The following is a 15,241-nucleotide window of genomic DNA, read 5'->3' on the forward strand; positions in this document are numbered from 1 at the left end:
GGCGCACGCGCACCGGTCCTGCACAATCGGTCGCATGTGTCAGCTTTTGGGCATGAATGCCAACACGCCGACCGACGTGATGTTCAGCTTCACGGGGCTGGCCACGCGGGCGCACGAGCACAAGGACGGCTTCGGCATCGCTTTCTTCGAAGACCGCGGCGTTCGCATGTTCGTGGACCACTACGGCGCGCGCCAGTCGCCGGTGGCCGAGCTGCTGCAGCGCTACCCGATCCGCAGCCGCAACGTCATCGCCCACATCCGCAAGGCCACGCAGGGCCGCATCGCGCTGGAGAACACGCACCCGTTCATGCGCGAGCTCTGGGGCCGCTACTGGGTGTTCGCGCACAACGGCGACCTGAAGTCTTTCGAGCCGCGGTTGCATGGCGCCTTCCGCCCGGTGGGCGACACCGACAGCGAGCGCGCCTTCTGCTGGCTGATGCAGGAGCTGGCCAAGGCGCATGCCAGCGTGCCGGCGCTGCCCGAGCTCAAGCGCACGCTGGCAGAGCTGGTGCCGCAGCTCAACGCACACGGCACGTTCAATTTCCTGCTCTCCAACGGCCAGGCGCTTTGGGCGCACGGCTCGACGCGCCTGTTCTGGCTGCAGCGCCGGCATCCGTTCCGCGCCACGCGGCTGCGCGACGAGGATCTGACGGTGGACTTCTCTCAGCTCACCACGCCGCAGGACCGCGTGGCCGTGATCGCCACCGAGCCGCTGACCGCCGATGAGGAGTGGACGGCCTTCGAGCCCGGCGAGCTGCGCCTCTTCATAGACGGCGCGCCGGCCTGAGCGCGGCGCTCGGCGGCGCCTTGTCCTTTCAGGCGGCGCCGTAACCCTCGCCGGCGTTCTGGAGCTGCTCCTGCACGCGCTGCGCCGTGTCGAGCAGCTTTTGCGGCTGCATCCCGGCCGGGTCGGCCACGCGCTGCACCGTGTCTTCGAGCTGGTGGGGCAGACGGATCAGGCTGTGCGCCACGGCCGAGAGCGCCAGCACCTGCGCGCGCTGCAGCCCTTCGGGCAGCGGCGCGCCGTGCTGCACCGCGACGTGATTGCGCACGCAGTTCACGGCCGCGCCGGCCAGGCCCCAGCTCTCGCACAGCGCTGCGCCCAGCGCGTCGTGGCTGACGCCGAAGCGCTCGCGCTCCAGCCGCGCCAGGGCCACGTCGTCGTTGCCGGCTGCGCTCAGCATGGCGCGGTACGGCGCACAGTCGTGACGGAACAGCACCGCCTTGCCGCATTCCTCGAACAGCCCGGCCGAGTGCGCAGCCCAGGCGTCGGGCGTGCCCAGGCGCTGCGCCATGCGCCCCATCAGCAGCCCGCGCCGCACCGCGTGGCGCCACAGCGGCTCCAGCTCGCGCGCCGGCGGGAATACGGCGCGCAGCCCGATCTCGAAGGTGATGGCCGCCACCTCGCGCAGGCCCAGGTACGTCAGCGCCTGGTGCACGGTCTGCACGCGCCCGCGCAGCCCGTAGAGCGAAGAGTTGACGGCGCGCAGCACCGCCGCAGCCAGCGCCATGTCGGTCTCGATGAGGGCCGACACTGCCTGCATGGCCACGCCCTCGCTCTCCAGCAGCGTGGTGAGCCGGGCCAGGGCCTGGGGCTGGGTGGGGATGTCGACGTCCAGGCGACGCAGTTCAGGATCGACGGGCATGGCACGGTTCTGCGATGCGGAGGGTTCATGGTAAGCGGCGTGCGTGCCGAAGCACGTCAGGACTTCACAGCCGCAATGCATCGAAGCTGGTCTTGAGAATCAGTGCGCCCACCACCGCGATGAAGACGCCGCGCACGAAGCCCGCACCATGGCGCAGCGCCAGCCGCGTGCCCAGCAGGCTGCCGCCCACGTTGGCCGCTGCCAGCACCGGCGCCACCTGCCACCACACGTGGCCCTTGGCCGAGAACAGCACCAGCGCCGCCACGTTGGTGCCCACGTTGAGCAGCTTGGCGCTGGCCGAGGCATGCAGGAAGTCGTAGCCCAGCACGCGCACGAACAGGAACACGAAGAAGCTGCCCGTACCCGGTCCGAAGAAGCCGTCGTAGAAGCCGACGACGGCGCCCACCGCGGCGGCGGCCAGCGCCTCGTGGCGGCCGACGAAGCGCGGCCGGTGCGTGCGTCCCAGGTCCTTGCGCATCAGCGTATAGGCGAACACCGCCACCAGGATCAGCGGCAGCGCGCGCTTGAGCCCGGCCGGGCTGACCTGCGTGACGGCCCAGGCGCCGGCGAAGGCCGCCAGCAACGCTGCCGCCACGGCCGGCCACAGCGTGCGCCAGTTCAGGCTGACGCGGCGCGCGTACTGCGTGAAGGACCAGGCCGTGCCCCACACCGAAGCGCTCTTGTTGGTGCCCAGCAGCGTTGCCGGCGCGGCCTGCGGGTAGACGGCGAACAGCGCTGGCGTCAACACCAGCCCGCCGCCCCCGACGATGGAGTCAATGAAACCGGCCAAGGCGGAGGCCAGGGCAACCAGCAGGAGTTCGCTCATCAAGAAACAGCAGCGGGAGACAGCGAAGCCATGCGCGAGACGCAGGGACGAAAAAAAAGGCGCCGGATCAACCGGCGCCCTTGAATTGTGACAGCGGGCCGCCATCGGGGCGGCGCTTCGCTCACTTGATCGATTGGTTCTGAACAGTCTCCTCGGCCTCCGTCCAGACGACACCTGCCGAGGAGGCGGCATCGCTGCGAGTGCCGGCAATGTAAGGAATTGCAGTAACTTTGGCATCGGTGTTTACCCGAGACGTTGTGTCCTCCGGTGTCTCGGTGCGCATCCAGTGGGCGGCGCGCTCGGCAATCATGAGCGTGGGCGAGTTGGTGTTGCCGCTGGTGATGGTGGGCATCACGCTGGCGTCGGCCACGCGCAGGGCGCGCACGCCGCGCAGCCGCAACCGGGCATCAACCACGGCCAGCGGGTCATCGGCGCGGCCCATGCGGCAGGTGCCCACGGGGTGGAAGATGGTCGTGCCGATGTCACCCGCCAGACGAGCCAGTTCGTCGTCGCTCTGGAACTCCACGCCCGGCCTGAACTCCTCGGGCCGGTAGGGCGCCAGGGCCGGCATCGAGGCAATGCGCCGCGTCAGGCGCAGCGACTGCGCGGCGATGTGGCGGTCCTGCTCGGTGCTGAGGTAGTTGGCTCGAATGGACGGCGGCTGCGCCGGGTCGGCCGAGACGATGCGCACGTGACCGCGCGAGCTCGGGTTGAGGTTGCAGACGCTGGCGGTGAAGGCGTCGAAGGGATGCAGCGGCTCGCCGAAGGCGTCCAGCGACAGCGGCTGCACGTGGTACTGCAGGTCCGGCCAGGGCTGCGCGGGGTCAGAGCGCGTGAAAGCCCCCAACTGCGACGGCGCCATGCTCATCGGGCCGCTGCGCCGCAGCAGGTATTCCAGCCCGATGCGCGCCTTGCCCGTGAGCGAGTTGGCCAGCGTGTTGAGCGTGCGCACGCCGCGCACCTTGAACACCGCGCGGATCTGCAGGTGGTCCTGCAGGTTCTCGCCCACGCCGGGCAACTCGTGCTGCGGCGCAATGCCCAGCGCGTGCAGCAGCGGCGCCGCGCCGATGCCCGAATGTTGCAGCAGTGCCGGCGTGCCTACGGCCCCGCTGGCGAGCACCACCTCGCGCGCGGCTCGCACCCGCACCGGCGCGCCGTCGGTGCCCAGGCGCATCTCAATGCCGGCGGCGCGCTGTACGCCGTCGCCGTCGCGCTCGAGCAGCACGCGCGTGACGGTGGCGCCGGTCTGCACCGTGAGGTTCGGCCGCGAGCGCGCCGGGCGCAGGAAGGCCTTGGCGGCGTTCCAGCGCACGCCGCCGCGCTGGTTGACCTCGAAATAGCCCACGCCCTCGTTGCTGCCACGGTTGAAATCGGCGGTGGCCGGGATGCCGGCCTGCTGCGCCGCCTGCGCGAAGGCGTCCAGGATCTCCCAGCGCAGGCGCTGGCGCTCAACGCGCCACTCGCCGCCCGGGCGCCGACCGTCCGGGTCGAAACCCGGCGCAGCGTGCATGTCGTCGGCACCGCGCCAGTGGTCCTCGTGGCGCAGGAAGAACGGCAGGCATTGATCCCAGTCCCAGGCTGCGTCGCCGCAGGCCGCTGCCCACCGCGCGTAGTCGCGCGACTGGCCGCGCATGTAGATCATGCCGTTGATGCTGGAGCAGCCGCCCAGTACCTTGCCGCGCGGATAGCGCAGACGCCGGCCGTTGAGCCCAGGGTCGGCCTCGGTGTGGAACAGCCAATCCGTGCGCGGATTGCCGATGCAGTAGAGATAGCCCACCGGAATGTGGATCCACAGGTAATCGTCACGCCCGCCCGCCTCCACCAGCAGCACGCGCCGCGCCGGATCAGCGCTGAGCCGGTTGGCGAGCAGGCAGCCAGCAGTGCCGGCGCCCACGACGATGTAGTCATAGGTGGCGCTTGTCTCGTCTTTCATGGTGCTGTCGGATGCCGAGCTTGCGCGGGCAACCGGATCTGGAAAACTCAGATGCTGATGCGCTGCCGCCCATCGTGCCCATACCACAAGGAAAATCCTGCTATCGCGTGCCGCGGCGGCTTGCGCCCTGAGCGCATTCCCGGGTTTGCTACGGGTTTGTCCTCAACCTGCAACACAACATTTAACGCCCTCACGGCGTGTGGTGCGGAAGGATTCCTTGATAATGGTTCGCCTGTGTCTGGATGCGGCGCCTTCGGTTGAGTGGTTCACGATGGGTTGAAGCTCCACATGGTATTGAGTGAGTGATTGGAAAGGGGCTTCCCCATGGGAAATAAGCTGTACGTAGGCAACTTGGCCTACAGCGTCCGTGATGAGTCGTTGCACGAGGCGTTTGCGCAATTCGGTTCGGTGACCTCCGCCAAGGTCATGATGGACCGTGAAACCGGCCGTTCGAAGGGCTTCGGCTTTGTCGAGATGGGCTCTGATGCCGAGGCGCAAGCCGCCATCAACGGCATGAACGGCCAGGCGCTGGAAGGCCGCGCCATCGTGGTCAACGAGGCCCGTCCTCGTGAAGAGCGCCCGGGCGGTGGCTACGGCGGCGGTGGCCGCGGTGGCTATGGCGGCGGCGGTGGCGGCTACGGTGGTGGTGGCGGCGGCTACGGCGGCGGTGGTGGCGGCTACGGTGGCGGCGGCGGCGGTGGCCGCAGCCCCTACGGTGGTGGCGGCGGCGGTGGCCGTGGCGGCTACGGTGGTGGCGGCGGCGGTGGCCGTGGCGGCTACGGTGGCAGCGGCGGCGGTGGCCGCGGTGGCTACGGCGGCGGCAGCAGCGGCTACTGATCCACGGATCACATCTCCGGCCTGACAGGGCCGGGCTTCAAGGGCGCAGGTGGCAACACCAGCGCCCTTTTGCTTTGTGGACGTGCCGGGATAACGGCGACGATGCCGGCGATGGCACTTCAGCGCACTGGCGGTTGCAAGCGCAGGCCAGTTGCAGATGCAACTTGGCAGCAGGAATGCCCAGGCCCGGCGCTCAGCGCCCGCGACGTGGCTTGCGCGGCTTGCCGGCGAGGACACGGTCGAACACCGCGTTGGGCAGCAGGCGCAGCAGCTTGGCCACCACGCCCATCTGCCACGGAACGACACGGTAACTGGCGCCGGCGTCGATGGCACGCCAGGCACGCTCGGCAAAGGCCTGCGGCGACAGCAGGAACGGCATCGGGTACGGATTGCCCCGCGTCAGCGGCGTGTCCACGTAGCCCGGGCAGATCGTGACCACTCGCAGCCCGAACGGCCGGCAGTCACCGCGCAGGCTCTCGCAGTACGACACCACCGCCGCCTTGCTCGCGCAGTAGGCACCGTGTCCGGGCAGCCCGCGGATGGCCGCCACGCTGGCCACGCCTACCAGCGTGCCCGCGCGTCGCTCGCGCATGGCGGCAATGAACGGGTGAAAGCTCGCCGCCATGCCCAGCACGTTGGTCTCCAGCGTCTCGCGCATGACCTGCAGGTCCTCGAACTCGGCCGTGTCCATGCCGATGCTGATGCCGGCATTGGCGATGACGACGTCGGGCACGCCATGCGCCGCGATGCAGGCCCGGCCCGCCTGGGCCATCGCCGCCACGTCGCGCACGTCGGCGCCGACCAGCGCGATGCGCCCGGCCGTGGCCGCCGGCTGCGCATCGGCCCAGGCGCGCAGCGCCTCGGTGCGCCGCGCCACCAGCACCACGCGGTCGCCCGCATCCAGAGCCCGTGCCGCCAGCGCCTGGCCGATGCCGCTGGAAGCGCCGGTGATGAAGACGAGCCGGCTCACCGCCGCCGTCCCGGCGGGTCGAAGCGCGCCCGGGCCGGCCCCTGGTAGCGCGCGACGCCGCTGCGGTGGTCGTAGTCCACGCCGGCGGCACGGATGTCGTTGCTGCCCTGCAACACCTGCACCGGCTGGTCGGTCTGCACCCGCTGCTCCTCGGTGAAGACGCGCAGGAACTCGCTGCGCACCTGGACCGGCGCGCCGCCGTCCGGCGCCTCGCGCACCACCTGCGCGGCGCCGAGCAACTGCACCTGCGTGCCCTTGCCGTCGCTGAGGGCGCGGCGCGCCGTGGCGCGCAGCACGCTGCCGTCCTCGCCCAGCGAGCGCAGGCGCACCTCGTCGATCTCGAAGGTGTCGGTGTCCGGGTAGTGGCGCATCTGCGTGCCCTCGATCTCCATGCGCAGCTCGCCCGTGGCCGCGAAGCGCTGCAGCCGGAAGCCCTGCATGAGGTAGTCGGGTTCGTGGCGCAGCACCCGTTCCTGGCTGGTGGCCGGCGCGCCGGGCGTGTTCTTGACCAGCCACCAGGTGGCCAGCGCCAGCAGCGCCATCAGCAGCAGCGGCAGGTACGACAGCACCATCTCGCGCAGCCGCAGCGTCCAGGGCAGATGCACCGGGGCGCGGGGCGCGAGCGGGGCCAGCGGCGGATCGTCGTCAAGCGGCAGCACGGGCAGCAGCGACCTTTCAGCGCGCGTCCAGCGTCATGAGATGGCCGTCGAGCAGCGCCGCGTAGCGGCCGCTGGCCACCAGCAGCAGGTCGCAGAACTCGCGCGCCGCGCCCTCCCCGCCGCGCGCGGCCGTGACATGGTGCGCGCGCGCCTTCGCCTCGGCATGCGCGTTGGCCGGCGCGCAGGCGAAGCCCGCGCGCGCCAGCAGTGGCAGGTCCGGCCAGTCGTCGCCGATCACGGCCAGCTCGTCCCAGCCGGCGCCCAGCGCGTCGAGCACGCCTTGCGCCACCGCCAGCTTGTCCTTGACGCCGTAGAAGGCGTGCTGCAGCCCCAGGTCGGCCACGCGGCGGCGCACAGCCGTGGAGTCGCGCCCGGTGATGACCACCGGCACGATGCCGCCCTGCGCCAGCAGCTTCAGCCCCTGCCCGTCGAGCACGCTGAAGGCCTTGAACACCTCGCCCGCCTCGCTGATGTAGAGGCTGCCGTCGGTGAGCACGCCGTCCACGTCGAAGATCGCCGCGCGCATGCCCAGCCCCGGGCCCTGGGCCTTGAGCAGCAGCTCCGGCGCGAAGGTCAGTGCCGGCTGCATCAGATGACCTTGGCCTGCATCAGGTCGTTGCTGTTGAGCGCGCCCACCAGCTTCCCGGCCTCGTCCACGACCAGCACGCTGGTAACGCGGTGCTGCTCCATCAGGTCGGCTGCTTCCACGGCCAGGTCGTCCTCGCACACGCGCTTCGGGTTCGGATGCATCACGTCGGCGGCGGTGAGCGAGCGCAGATCCGCGCCGCGCTCGATGAGGCGGCGCAGGTCGCCGTCGGTGAAGATGCCCAGGATCGCGCCGGCGTCGTCGGTGACGGCGGTGAAGCCCAGGCCCTTGCCCGTCATTTCGCGCAGCAGGGCGTTGAAGTCGGCCTGCGGGCTCACGCGCGGCACGGCAGCACCCGAGCGCATCAGGTCGCGCACCAGCACCAGCAGCTTGCGCCCGAGCGCGCCGCCCGGGTGCGAGCGCGCGAAGTCCTCTTCCTTGAAGCCGCGCGCGTCCAGCAGCGCCACCGCCAGCGCGTCGCCGATGGCCATCTGCGCCGTGGTGCTGGCCGTGGGCGCGAGGTTGAGCGGGCAGGCCTCGGCCTCGACGGCGCTGTCGAGCACCACGTCGGCATGGCGCGCCAGCGCCGACGTGGCCCGGCCGGTCATGGCCACCAGCGGCACCTGCAGCCGCTTGAGCACGGGCAGGATCAGGTTGAGCTCGTCGCTCTCGCCGGAGTTCGACAGCGCCAGCACCACGTCGCCGGCGGTGACCATGCCCAGGTCGCCGTGGCCGGCCTCGGCCGGGTGCACGAACATGGCCGGCGTGCCGGTGGAGGCCAGCGTGGCGGCGATCTTGCGGCCGACGTGGCCGCTCTTGCCCATGCCCATCACCACCACGCGGCCGCGGCAGTCGAGCATCAGCCGCACGGCACGGGCGAAGCTGTCGTCGCGCTGCACGCGGTCTTTCAGCGCCAGCAGCGCGCGCGCCTCGATGTCGAAGGTTTGCGCGGCCAGGGTGAGCGCGCGTTGAGTGTCCAGGGGTTTCACTGCGGGGGGTCCGGATAGGATCGGCGATTCTAGGTTGCGACGCCCGCGTGCCCGCCGCCACGCCGCCCTCTCCTGCGCTTGTTCCATGGCCTCCACGCTCGAAGTCGTCCTGCTCTATCTCGTCGCCGCGGTACTGGGCGTGGTGCTGTGCCGCAGCATGAAGCTGCCGCCGATGCTGGGCTACCTGGCCGTGGGCGTGCTCATCGGCCCCAATGCGCTGGCGCTGGCCAAGGACAGCGCGGGCGTGAAGTACCTGGCCGAGTTCGGTGTGGTGTTCCTGATGTTCGCCATCGGGCTGGAGTTCAACCTGGGCAAGCTGCGCAGCATGCGCACCCTGGTGTTCGGCCTCGGGCTGTCGCAGGTGGCGCTGACGATGCTCGGCGCCGTGGCGGGCAATTTCTTCTTGCAGTTCGTCTTCTCGTTCACCACGCGGCCCTGGGAGCTGCCGTGGCAGGGCGCGGTGGCGCTGGGCGGGGCGATCGCGATGTCGAGCACCGCCATCGTCGTGAAGCTCATGGCCGAGCGGCTGGAGCTGGAGAGCGAGCACGGCCGCCGCGTGCTGGGCGTGCTGCTGTTCCAGGACCTGGCCGTGGTGCCGCTGCTGGTGCTGATCCCGGCGCTGGGCAGCAGCGGCGGCGACCTGGTGCAGTCGCTGGGCCTGGCGCTGCTCAAGGCCGTGGCGCTGCTGGCGCTGCTGCTCTCCGGCGGGCAGAAGCTCATGCGCTGGTGGCTGACGCTGGTGGCGCGGCGCAAGAGCGAGGAGCTGTTCGTGCTCAACGTGCTGCTGGTGACGCTGGGCCTTGCCTGGCTCACCGAGCACGCCGGGCTGTCGCTGGCGCTGGGCGCGTTCCTGGCCGGCATGCTCATCGCCGAGACCGAGTACCGCCACCAGGTGGAAAGCGACATCCGCCCCTTCCACGACGTGCTGCTGGGCCTGTTCTTCATCACCATCGGCATGAAGCTCGACGGCCGCCCGATGCTCACGCAGTGGCCGCTGGTGCTGATGCTGACCACGCTGCCGCTGCTGGCCAAGTTCGTGCTGGTGGCGGCGCTGGCGCGCATCTTCCGCGCGCCGCCGGGGGTGGCGCTGCGCACCGGCCTGTACCTGGCGCAGGCCGGCGAGTTCGGCTTCGTGCTGCTGACGCTGAGCAGCCAGCACGGGCTGATCGACCCGAAGTGGGTCAGCCCGGTGCTGGCCAGCATGGTGCTGTCGATGCTGGCCACGCCCTTCGTGATCATGCACGCCGACCGCCTGGTGATGCGCTTCTCCGCGACCGACTGGATGCTGCAGTCGGTGCAGCTGACCACCATCGCCAAGAAGTCCATGCGCAACGAGGCGCACGTGATCATCTGCGGCTACGGCCGCAGCGGCCAGGCGCTGGCGCGGTTGCTGGAGGCGGAGAAGGTGCCCTACATGGCGCTGGACCTGGACCCCGACCGCGTGCGCCAGGCGGCCGCCGCCGGCCAGAGCGTGGTCTTCGGCGACGCGGCGCGGCTGCGCAGCCTCATGGCCGCGGGCCTGGCGCGGGCCAGCGCCGTGGTGGTGAGCTACCACGACACGCCCTCGGCCCTGAAGGTGCTGCACCTGGTGCAGGAGCACGCGCCGCACGTGCCCGTGGTGGTGCGCACGGTGGACGACGCCGACCTGGAGAAGCTGCGCGCCGCCGGCGCCACCGAGGTGGTGCCCGAGGCGCTGGAGGGTTCGCTGATGCTGGCCAGCCACGCGCTGGCGCTGGCCGGCGTGCCGGTGCGCCGCGTCATCCGCATCGCGCGCGACGCGCGCGACGCCCGCTACGGGCTGCTGCGCGGCCATTTCCACGGCGCCGACGACGACCAGACGCTGGAGGAGCGCCAGCAGGCGCGGCTGGCCACGGTGAGCCTGCCGGCGGCCGCCGGCAGCGTCGAGCAGCCGCTGGGCGACCTGGCGCTGCACGCGCTGGGCGTGCGCATCCTGTCGGTGCGCCGCGCCGCCGGCCAGGTGGTGCCGGCCAGCGACGCGACCGTGCTGCACCCCGGAGACACGCTGGTGCTCTCCGGCGTGCCCGAGGCGCTGGCGCTGGCCGAGGACAAGTTGCTGCGCGGCTGACCCTGCGCAACAAACCGGAAGTCGTTCGCGGTGTCCACTTCTCCCGAGTTCCACCCGCGCCGCGACGAGGCCGGCCACCGCGTGGCACTGCACTGCCCAAGCACGCCCACCGCGCCCGGCACCTGGCTCGATCCGGAGGCGGCGGCCAGCGTCGTGCCCGACGGCGCGTTGCCGGTGGACACGCTGCACGGCGTGGCGCTCGCGCCCGCCACGGCGCTGCCCACGGACGTGGCTGGCTGGGAAGCGCTGGCCGCGGCCGCGCCGGTGTTCGACGAGCCGCCCTACCCGGCCGTCGCAAGCCTGAAAGCCGCCGCCGGCGTGGTGATCGAGGAGGCCGACGGCCGCCTCTGGCTGGTGTCGCCCAGCAATGCCTTCGGCGGTTACGTGAACACCTTCCCCAAGGGCCGGCAGGACCCGGGCCTGTCGCTGCGCGCCACCGCGGTGAAGGAAGCGCTGGAGGAGGCCGGGCTGCTGGTGCAACTGCAGGACTTCCTGCTGGATTGCCGGCGCACGCAGACGCTCACGCGCTACTACCGCGCCCGCCGCATCGGTGGCCACCCGGGCGCGATGGGCTGGGAGTCGCAGGCGGTGCACCTGGTGCCGCGCGCGCGGCTGGCGGACTTCCTCGCGAACCCGAGCGACGCGCCGCTGCGGCGGCTGCTGGCCGGGGGCTGAAAGCCTCCCCCACACGGCGGCGTTGCCAGGCGCCGCGCCCAGCCGTGTCCGCCGCAAATGAATAAAGCTGTGGAGATTGACTTGAACAACTCCGGCTTGTGCACAGGCCGGGCCGCTGAGCCGAAGTTGTTGTCTGTAGGCCGACCTTCAAAACGGGCCTCCGCCCACAGGCTTGTGCGCACGCCAAGCGGTTGACAACTTTGGGAATAAGTCAGTTATCCACAGGCGAGGACCGGGCCTACTACGACGACTACCTTGAAATCCTTGTATTGGGAGGGAAGAACTAACCCGCGAGGCGACCGGCGATCAGGGCCGGGAGGCCCGGCGGGATCGAGACGGCGTTTCAAGGATGTCTGACACATCCGGGCTTTGAGGCGACCAGCGGTCAAATGTTTTGAATGGTGGTCATGATGATTGAAGGATGCTGCCGGCGCTTCAAATTCGGGTCGTGCCACGCGGTGTGACGCCATGGCGGGTCGCCCGGGAACGTGGGGTTTTGCACTTGGGGGAAGTCACGGAAGGCACCCTGGACCGGCCGGTTGGCTCACTACGCCCTGATCCCTGCCAAGCGACAGGCTGTCCGAGGGAAGTACGGCTCCTGGCATCCCGCCAGCCACGACGCTCCGCACCCCGATCCGTCATTCCGGCGAAAGCCGGAATCCACGTGCGCCGATACGGTGCAAAGGCCGACGCCGGCACGTGCGTGCACTGACCAGCGAGACATCGCAGCACGCGTGGATTCGGTTTTCGCCGGAATGACGAGGCAGGAAGCGTGACACCCGTGCCATCGAGCTTTTAATTTTCAGGCAGTATCCGAATACGTATTCAAAAAAATTGCCTCGAATTTCGGAAAATATTAAGCGCGCCTTGAAATTTTCATCATCGTCTTGATAAGCATATGATGGCGGACCGCTTCCTGTGGCTTGGCCCACACTTTTGAAGAATATGATTTGATTTCTATCGATTTATATTGATCATCTTCGATAAATCGAGCGTGCCCCGATTGGGAAATAAAAAAGGCATCCTGCCGGAGTCCCGGCGGATGCTTTTCCTTGATGGGGGTGGGAAATGAAAGGTATTCCGGCGCTTTCTGCTCCCTATTTCCCGATGCAAAATCGGCTGAATATCTCGCCCAGTAAATCGTCCGCCGAGAACGCCCCAGTGATTTCACCCAGCGCGTTGTGCGCCAGGCGCAGTTCCTCGGCGAACAGGTCCAGCGGCGGTTCAACTGCATCGACGTGGGCCGCGGCCAGCTCCAGGTGCTCGCGCGTGCGGCGCAGCGCCTGCACGTGGCGGGTGCGGGCGATGAAGACGCCTTCCGGGCTAGCGTGCCAGCCGGCGCGCTCCAGCAGCGCCGCGCGCAGCGCGTCCAGCCCTTGCCCGCTCTTCGCGCACAGCGCCAGGCTGCCCGCGGGCGCGCTGCCCAGGTCGGCCTTGTTGTAGACGTGCAGCACGCGCGCGCCCGTGGCCCGTGCGTGCTCCAGTCCCAGGCGCCGGGCGATCTGGTCCTCGTCGGCGTCGTAGTCCGGCTGCCCAAGGCGCGAGAGGTCGTGCAGGAAGATCACCGCGTCGGCCTCCCCGATCGCCTGCCAGCTGCGCTCGATGCCGATGCGCTCGACCTCGTCGGCATGCGCCTCGCGCAGCCCGGCGGTGTCGATGACGTGCAGCGGCACGCCCTGGATCTGGATCGTCTCGCGCACCCGGTCGCGCGTGGTGCCGGCAATGGGCGTGACGATGGCCAGCTCCGCCCCGGCCAGCGCGTTGAGCAATGAGCTCTTGCCCACGTTGGGCTGGCCGGCGAGCACGACCTTGATGCCCTCGCGCAGCAGCGCGCCCTGGCGCGCGCGGTCCAGCACGGCGTCGAGCGTGGCGGTGATGCGCGCAAGCTGCCCGCGCGCGTCGGCCTGCTGCAGGAAGTCGATCTCCTCCTCGGGGAAGTCCAGCGTCGCCTCCACCAGCATGCGCAGCTTCACCACGCGCTCGCGCAGCGTCTCGATCTCGGCGGAGAAGGCGCCGCTCAAGGACCGTCCGGCGGAGCGCGCCGCGGCCTCGGTGCTGGCGTCGATCAGGTCGGCCACGGCCTCGGCTTGCGCCAGGTCGAGCTTGCCGTTGAGGAAGGCACGCTCGGTGAACTCGCCCGGCTCGGCCAGGCGCAACCGCGGCAGCCGCGCGCGGCCGTCGGCACCTGCCTGCGCCGCCGCTTCCAGACAGCGCGCCAGCAGCAGCTGCAGCAGCACCGGGCCGCCGTGCGCTTGCAGCTCCAGCACGTCCTCGCCGGTGTAGGAGTGCGGCCCGGGAAAGAACAGGGCCAGGCCCTGGTCGATGGCCTGGCCGGCGGCGTCGAGGAAGGGGCCGTAGGCCGCGCGCCGCGGCTGCAGCGCGCGGCCGCACAGCGCCTCGGCGAGGGCGCCGAGGCCGCGGCCGGAGACGCGCACGATGCCCACCGCGCCGCGTCCGGGCGCGGTGGCGATGGCGACGATGGGATCCTGATGTCGGGCAAGCATGGGCAAATTGTGGGGCGCCAATGAAAACGCCCCGCGGGGCGGGGCGTCGGGGGTCAGGCGGTGCGGGGCTGGAACCGGATCAGTTCACGCCCAGCCGCTTGTTGATCACGTACTGCTGCGCGATGGACAGCAGGTTGTTGGTCAGCCAGTACAGCACCAGGCCGGCCGGGAAGAAGAAGAACATCACCGAGAACACCAGCGGCATGATCCACATCATCTTGGCCTGCACCGGGTCCGGCGGCGTCGGATTGAGCCAGGTCTGCAGCATGGTCGAGGCGGTCATGAGCAGCGGCAGGATGAAGTACGGGTCCTTGACCGAGAGGTCCGTGATCCAGCCGATCCAGGGCGCGTTGCGCATCTCCACCGAGCTCAGCAGCACCCAGTACAGGGCGATGAAGAAGGGCATCTGGATGAAGATCGGCAGGCAGCCGCCCAGCGGATTCACCTTCTCCTCGCGGTAGATGCGCATCATTTCCTGCTGCATCTGCTGCGGCTTGTCCTTGTAGCGCTCGCGCAGCTCCTGGATGCGCGGGTTCACCGCCTTCATCTTCGCCATCGACTTGTAGGCGTTGGCGTTGAGCCAGTAGAAGGCGATCTTGAGCAGCACCACCAGGGCGATGATCGACCAGCCCCAGTTGCCCAGGATGCGGTGCAGCTGGTCCAGCAGCCAGAACAGCGGCTTGGACAGCACCGTGAACCAGCCGTAGTCCTTGACCAGCTCCAGCCCCGGGGCCAGCGCCTCCAGGCGGTTTTCCTCCTGCGGGCCGGCGAAGAGCTGCGCGTCCTGCGCCTTGGTCGTGCCCGGGGCGACTTCGCCCAGCGGCAGCACCATGGCGATGCTGTAGAGGTCGCCGCCGATCTTGGCGGTGCGGAACTCGCGCGGCTGCGCCTGGTTCACCAGCCAGGCCGAGGCGTAGTAGTGCTGGACCATGGCGATCCAGCCGTTGTCGGCGCTCCTGTCGTGCTCGGCCTTGCCCTTGGCAATGTCGCCGAAGTCCACCTTGTGGAACTTGCTGGCCTCGGTGTAGAGGGCCGGGCCGGTGAAGGTGGCGTAGAACGAGGAGTCGCCCGGCAGCGGCCGGCTGTCGCGCGCGAGCTGCAGGTACAGCTGCGGCGCCACGGCGGCCGCGGAGCGGTTCACCACCTCGTGGCGCACGGCCATGGTGTAGTCGCCGCGGCGCAGGGTGTAGGTCTTGACCAGCTGCACGCCGCCGACTTCGGGCGACTCGAAGCGGATCTGCAGCTCGCTGCCGTCGCCCAGCTCGCGCGGGCCCGGCGCCACCGTCATGGGCGTCAGGTGCGTGGGCAGCTGCACGCCGGTGGGCGAGATCAGCCCGGTCTGCGCCAGGTAGGTGCGCTCGGCGCTGCGGTCGAACAGCACGACGCGCTTGTCCCGGTCCTGCTGGTCCACCTGCGTGAGCAGCTCCAGCCGCACCAGGTCGCCGCCCAGGCTGCTGAAGGTGGCCTTGACCACGTCGGTGGTCAGTGTCACCAGCTCGCCGGCCACCGGCGCCGCGGGGGCCGGGGCCA

At 70.0% G+C, this 15,241-nt stretch carries 13 protein-coding genes; 4 read left to right on the forward strand and 9 right to left on the reverse strand.

Annotation, left to right across the window (positions count from 1 at the left end):
• Nucleotides 1-34 precede the first annotated feature (34 nt).
• Nucleotides 35-787: a class II glutamine amidotransferase gene (locus FJ694_RS29725; RefSeq protein ID WP_157271155.1), complete on the forward strand. Its 753-nt coding sequence runs from the start codon at nucleotides 35-37 to the stop codon at nucleotides 785-787.
• 28 nt (nucleotides 788-815) lie between these two features.
• Here the strand turns inward: FJ694_RS29725 and FJ694_RS29730 are convergent, their stop codons facing one another.
• From FJ694_RS29730 to FJ694_RS29740, 3 genes are all read right to left on the reverse strand, one after another.
• Nucleotides 816-1,646: an HDOD domain-containing protein gene (locus tag FJ694_RS29730; RefSeq protein WP_157271156.1), complete on the reverse strand. Its 831-nt coding sequence runs from the start codon at nucleotides 1,644-1,646 to the stop codon at nucleotides 816-818.
• Between the two features lie 64 nt (nucleotides 1,647-1,710).
• A complete protein-coding gene (locus FJ694_RS29735; protein ID WP_157271157.1) occupies nucleotides 1,711-2,472 on the reverse strand; it encodes a sulfite exporter TauE/SafE family protein in 762 nt (253 codons plus the stop codon).
• A gap of 121 nt (nucleotides 2,473-2,593) precedes the next feature.
• Nucleotides 2,594-4,405: a GMC family oxidoreductase gene (locus FJ694_RS29740; protein WP_157271158.1), complete on the reverse strand. Its 1,812-nt coding sequence runs from the start codon at nucleotides 4,403-4,405 to the stop codon at nucleotides 2,594-2,596.
• 324 nt (nucleotides 4,406-4,729) lie between these two features.
• On the opposite strand from FJ694_RS29740, the gene rbp reads away from it, so the two are divergent.
• On the forward strand, nucleotides 4,730-5,242 hold the full coding sequence (rbp, locus tag FJ694_RS29745; protein ID WP_157271159.1) for an RNA-binding regulator: 513 nt from the start codon (nucleotides 4,730-4,732) through the stop codon (nucleotides 5,240-5,242).
• Nucleotides 5,243-5,435: 193 nt separating this feature from the next.
• On the opposite strand, the gene FJ694_RS29750 is transcribed toward rbp, so the two are convergent.
• The 4 genes from FJ694_RS29750 to FJ694_RS29765 are packed head-to-tail and all read right to left on the reverse strand — an operon-like array spanning nucleotide 5,436 to nucleotide 8,446.
• Entirely contained in the window at nucleotides 5,436-6,212 is a 777-nt protein-coding gene (locus FJ694_RS29750) for an SDR family oxidoreductase (RefSeq protein WP_157271160.1), read from the reverse strand.
• Nucleotides 6,209-6,871: an LPS export ABC transporter periplasmic protein LptC gene (gene lptC, locus FJ694_RS29755; protein ID WP_157271161.1), complete on the reverse strand. Its 663-nt coding sequence runs from the start codon at nucleotides 6,869-6,871 to the stop codon at nucleotides 6,209-6,211. The genes FJ694_RS29750 and lptC overlap by 4 nt, the downstream gene beginning before the upstream one ends.
• 16 nt (nucleotides 6,872-6,887) lie before the next feature.
• Nucleotides 6,888-7,460 carry a KdsC family phosphatase gene (locus tag FJ694_RS29760; RefSeq protein WP_157271162.1) on the reverse strand — a complete coding sequence of 191 codons (573 nt, stop codon included), beginning with the start codon at nucleotides 7,458-7,460 and terminating at the stop codon, nucleotides 6,888-6,890.
• Nucleotides 7,460-8,446 (reverse strand): KpsF/GutQ family sugar-phosphate isomerase, encoded by a 987-nt coding sequence (locus FJ694_RS29765; RefSeq protein WP_232540285.1) that lies wholly within the window; start codon nucleotides 8,444-8,446, stop codon nucleotides 7,460-7,462. The genes FJ694_RS29760 and FJ694_RS29765 overlap by 1 nt, the downstream gene beginning before the upstream one ends.
• Nucleotides 8,447-8,531: 85 nt before the next feature.
• Between FJ694_RS29765 and FJ694_RS29770 the strand changes: the two genes are divergently transcribed.
• On the forward strand, nucleotides 8,532-10,532 hold the full coding sequence (locus tag FJ694_RS29770; protein ID WP_157271163.1) for a monovalent cation:proton antiporter family protein: 2,001 nt from the start codon (nucleotides 8,532-8,534) through the stop codon (nucleotides 10,530-10,532).
• Between the two features lie 30 nt (nucleotides 10,533-10,562).
• Nucleotides 10,563-11,207, forward strand: coding sequence for an NUDIX hydrolase (locus FJ694_RS29775; RefSeq protein WP_157271164.1), 645 nt, complete (start codon nucleotides 10,563-10,565; stop codon nucleotides 11,205-11,207).
• Nucleotides 11,208-12,304: 1,097 nt separating this feature from the next.
• Here the strand turns inward: FJ694_RS29775 and mnmE are convergent.
• Entirely contained in the window at nucleotides 12,305-13,711 is a 1,407-nt protein-coding gene (gene mnmE, locus FJ694_RS29780; RefSeq protein WP_157271165.1) for a tRNA uridine-5-carboxymethylaminomethyl(34) synthesis GTPase MnmE, read from the reverse strand.
• A 79-nt stretch (nucleotides 13,712-13,790) separates the two neighbouring features.
• Nucleotides 13,791-15,241 (reverse strand): membrane protein insertase YidC (gene yidC / locus FJ694_RS29785; protein WP_157271166.1); only part of this gene is annotated, 1,451 nt, incomplete at its 5' end.

This window comes from Azohydromonas aeria, assembly GCF_009760915.1.
Taxonomy (GTDB): Bacteria; Pseudomonadota; Gammaproteobacteria; order Burkholderiales; family Burkholderiaceae_C; genus Azohydromonas; species Azohydromonas aeria.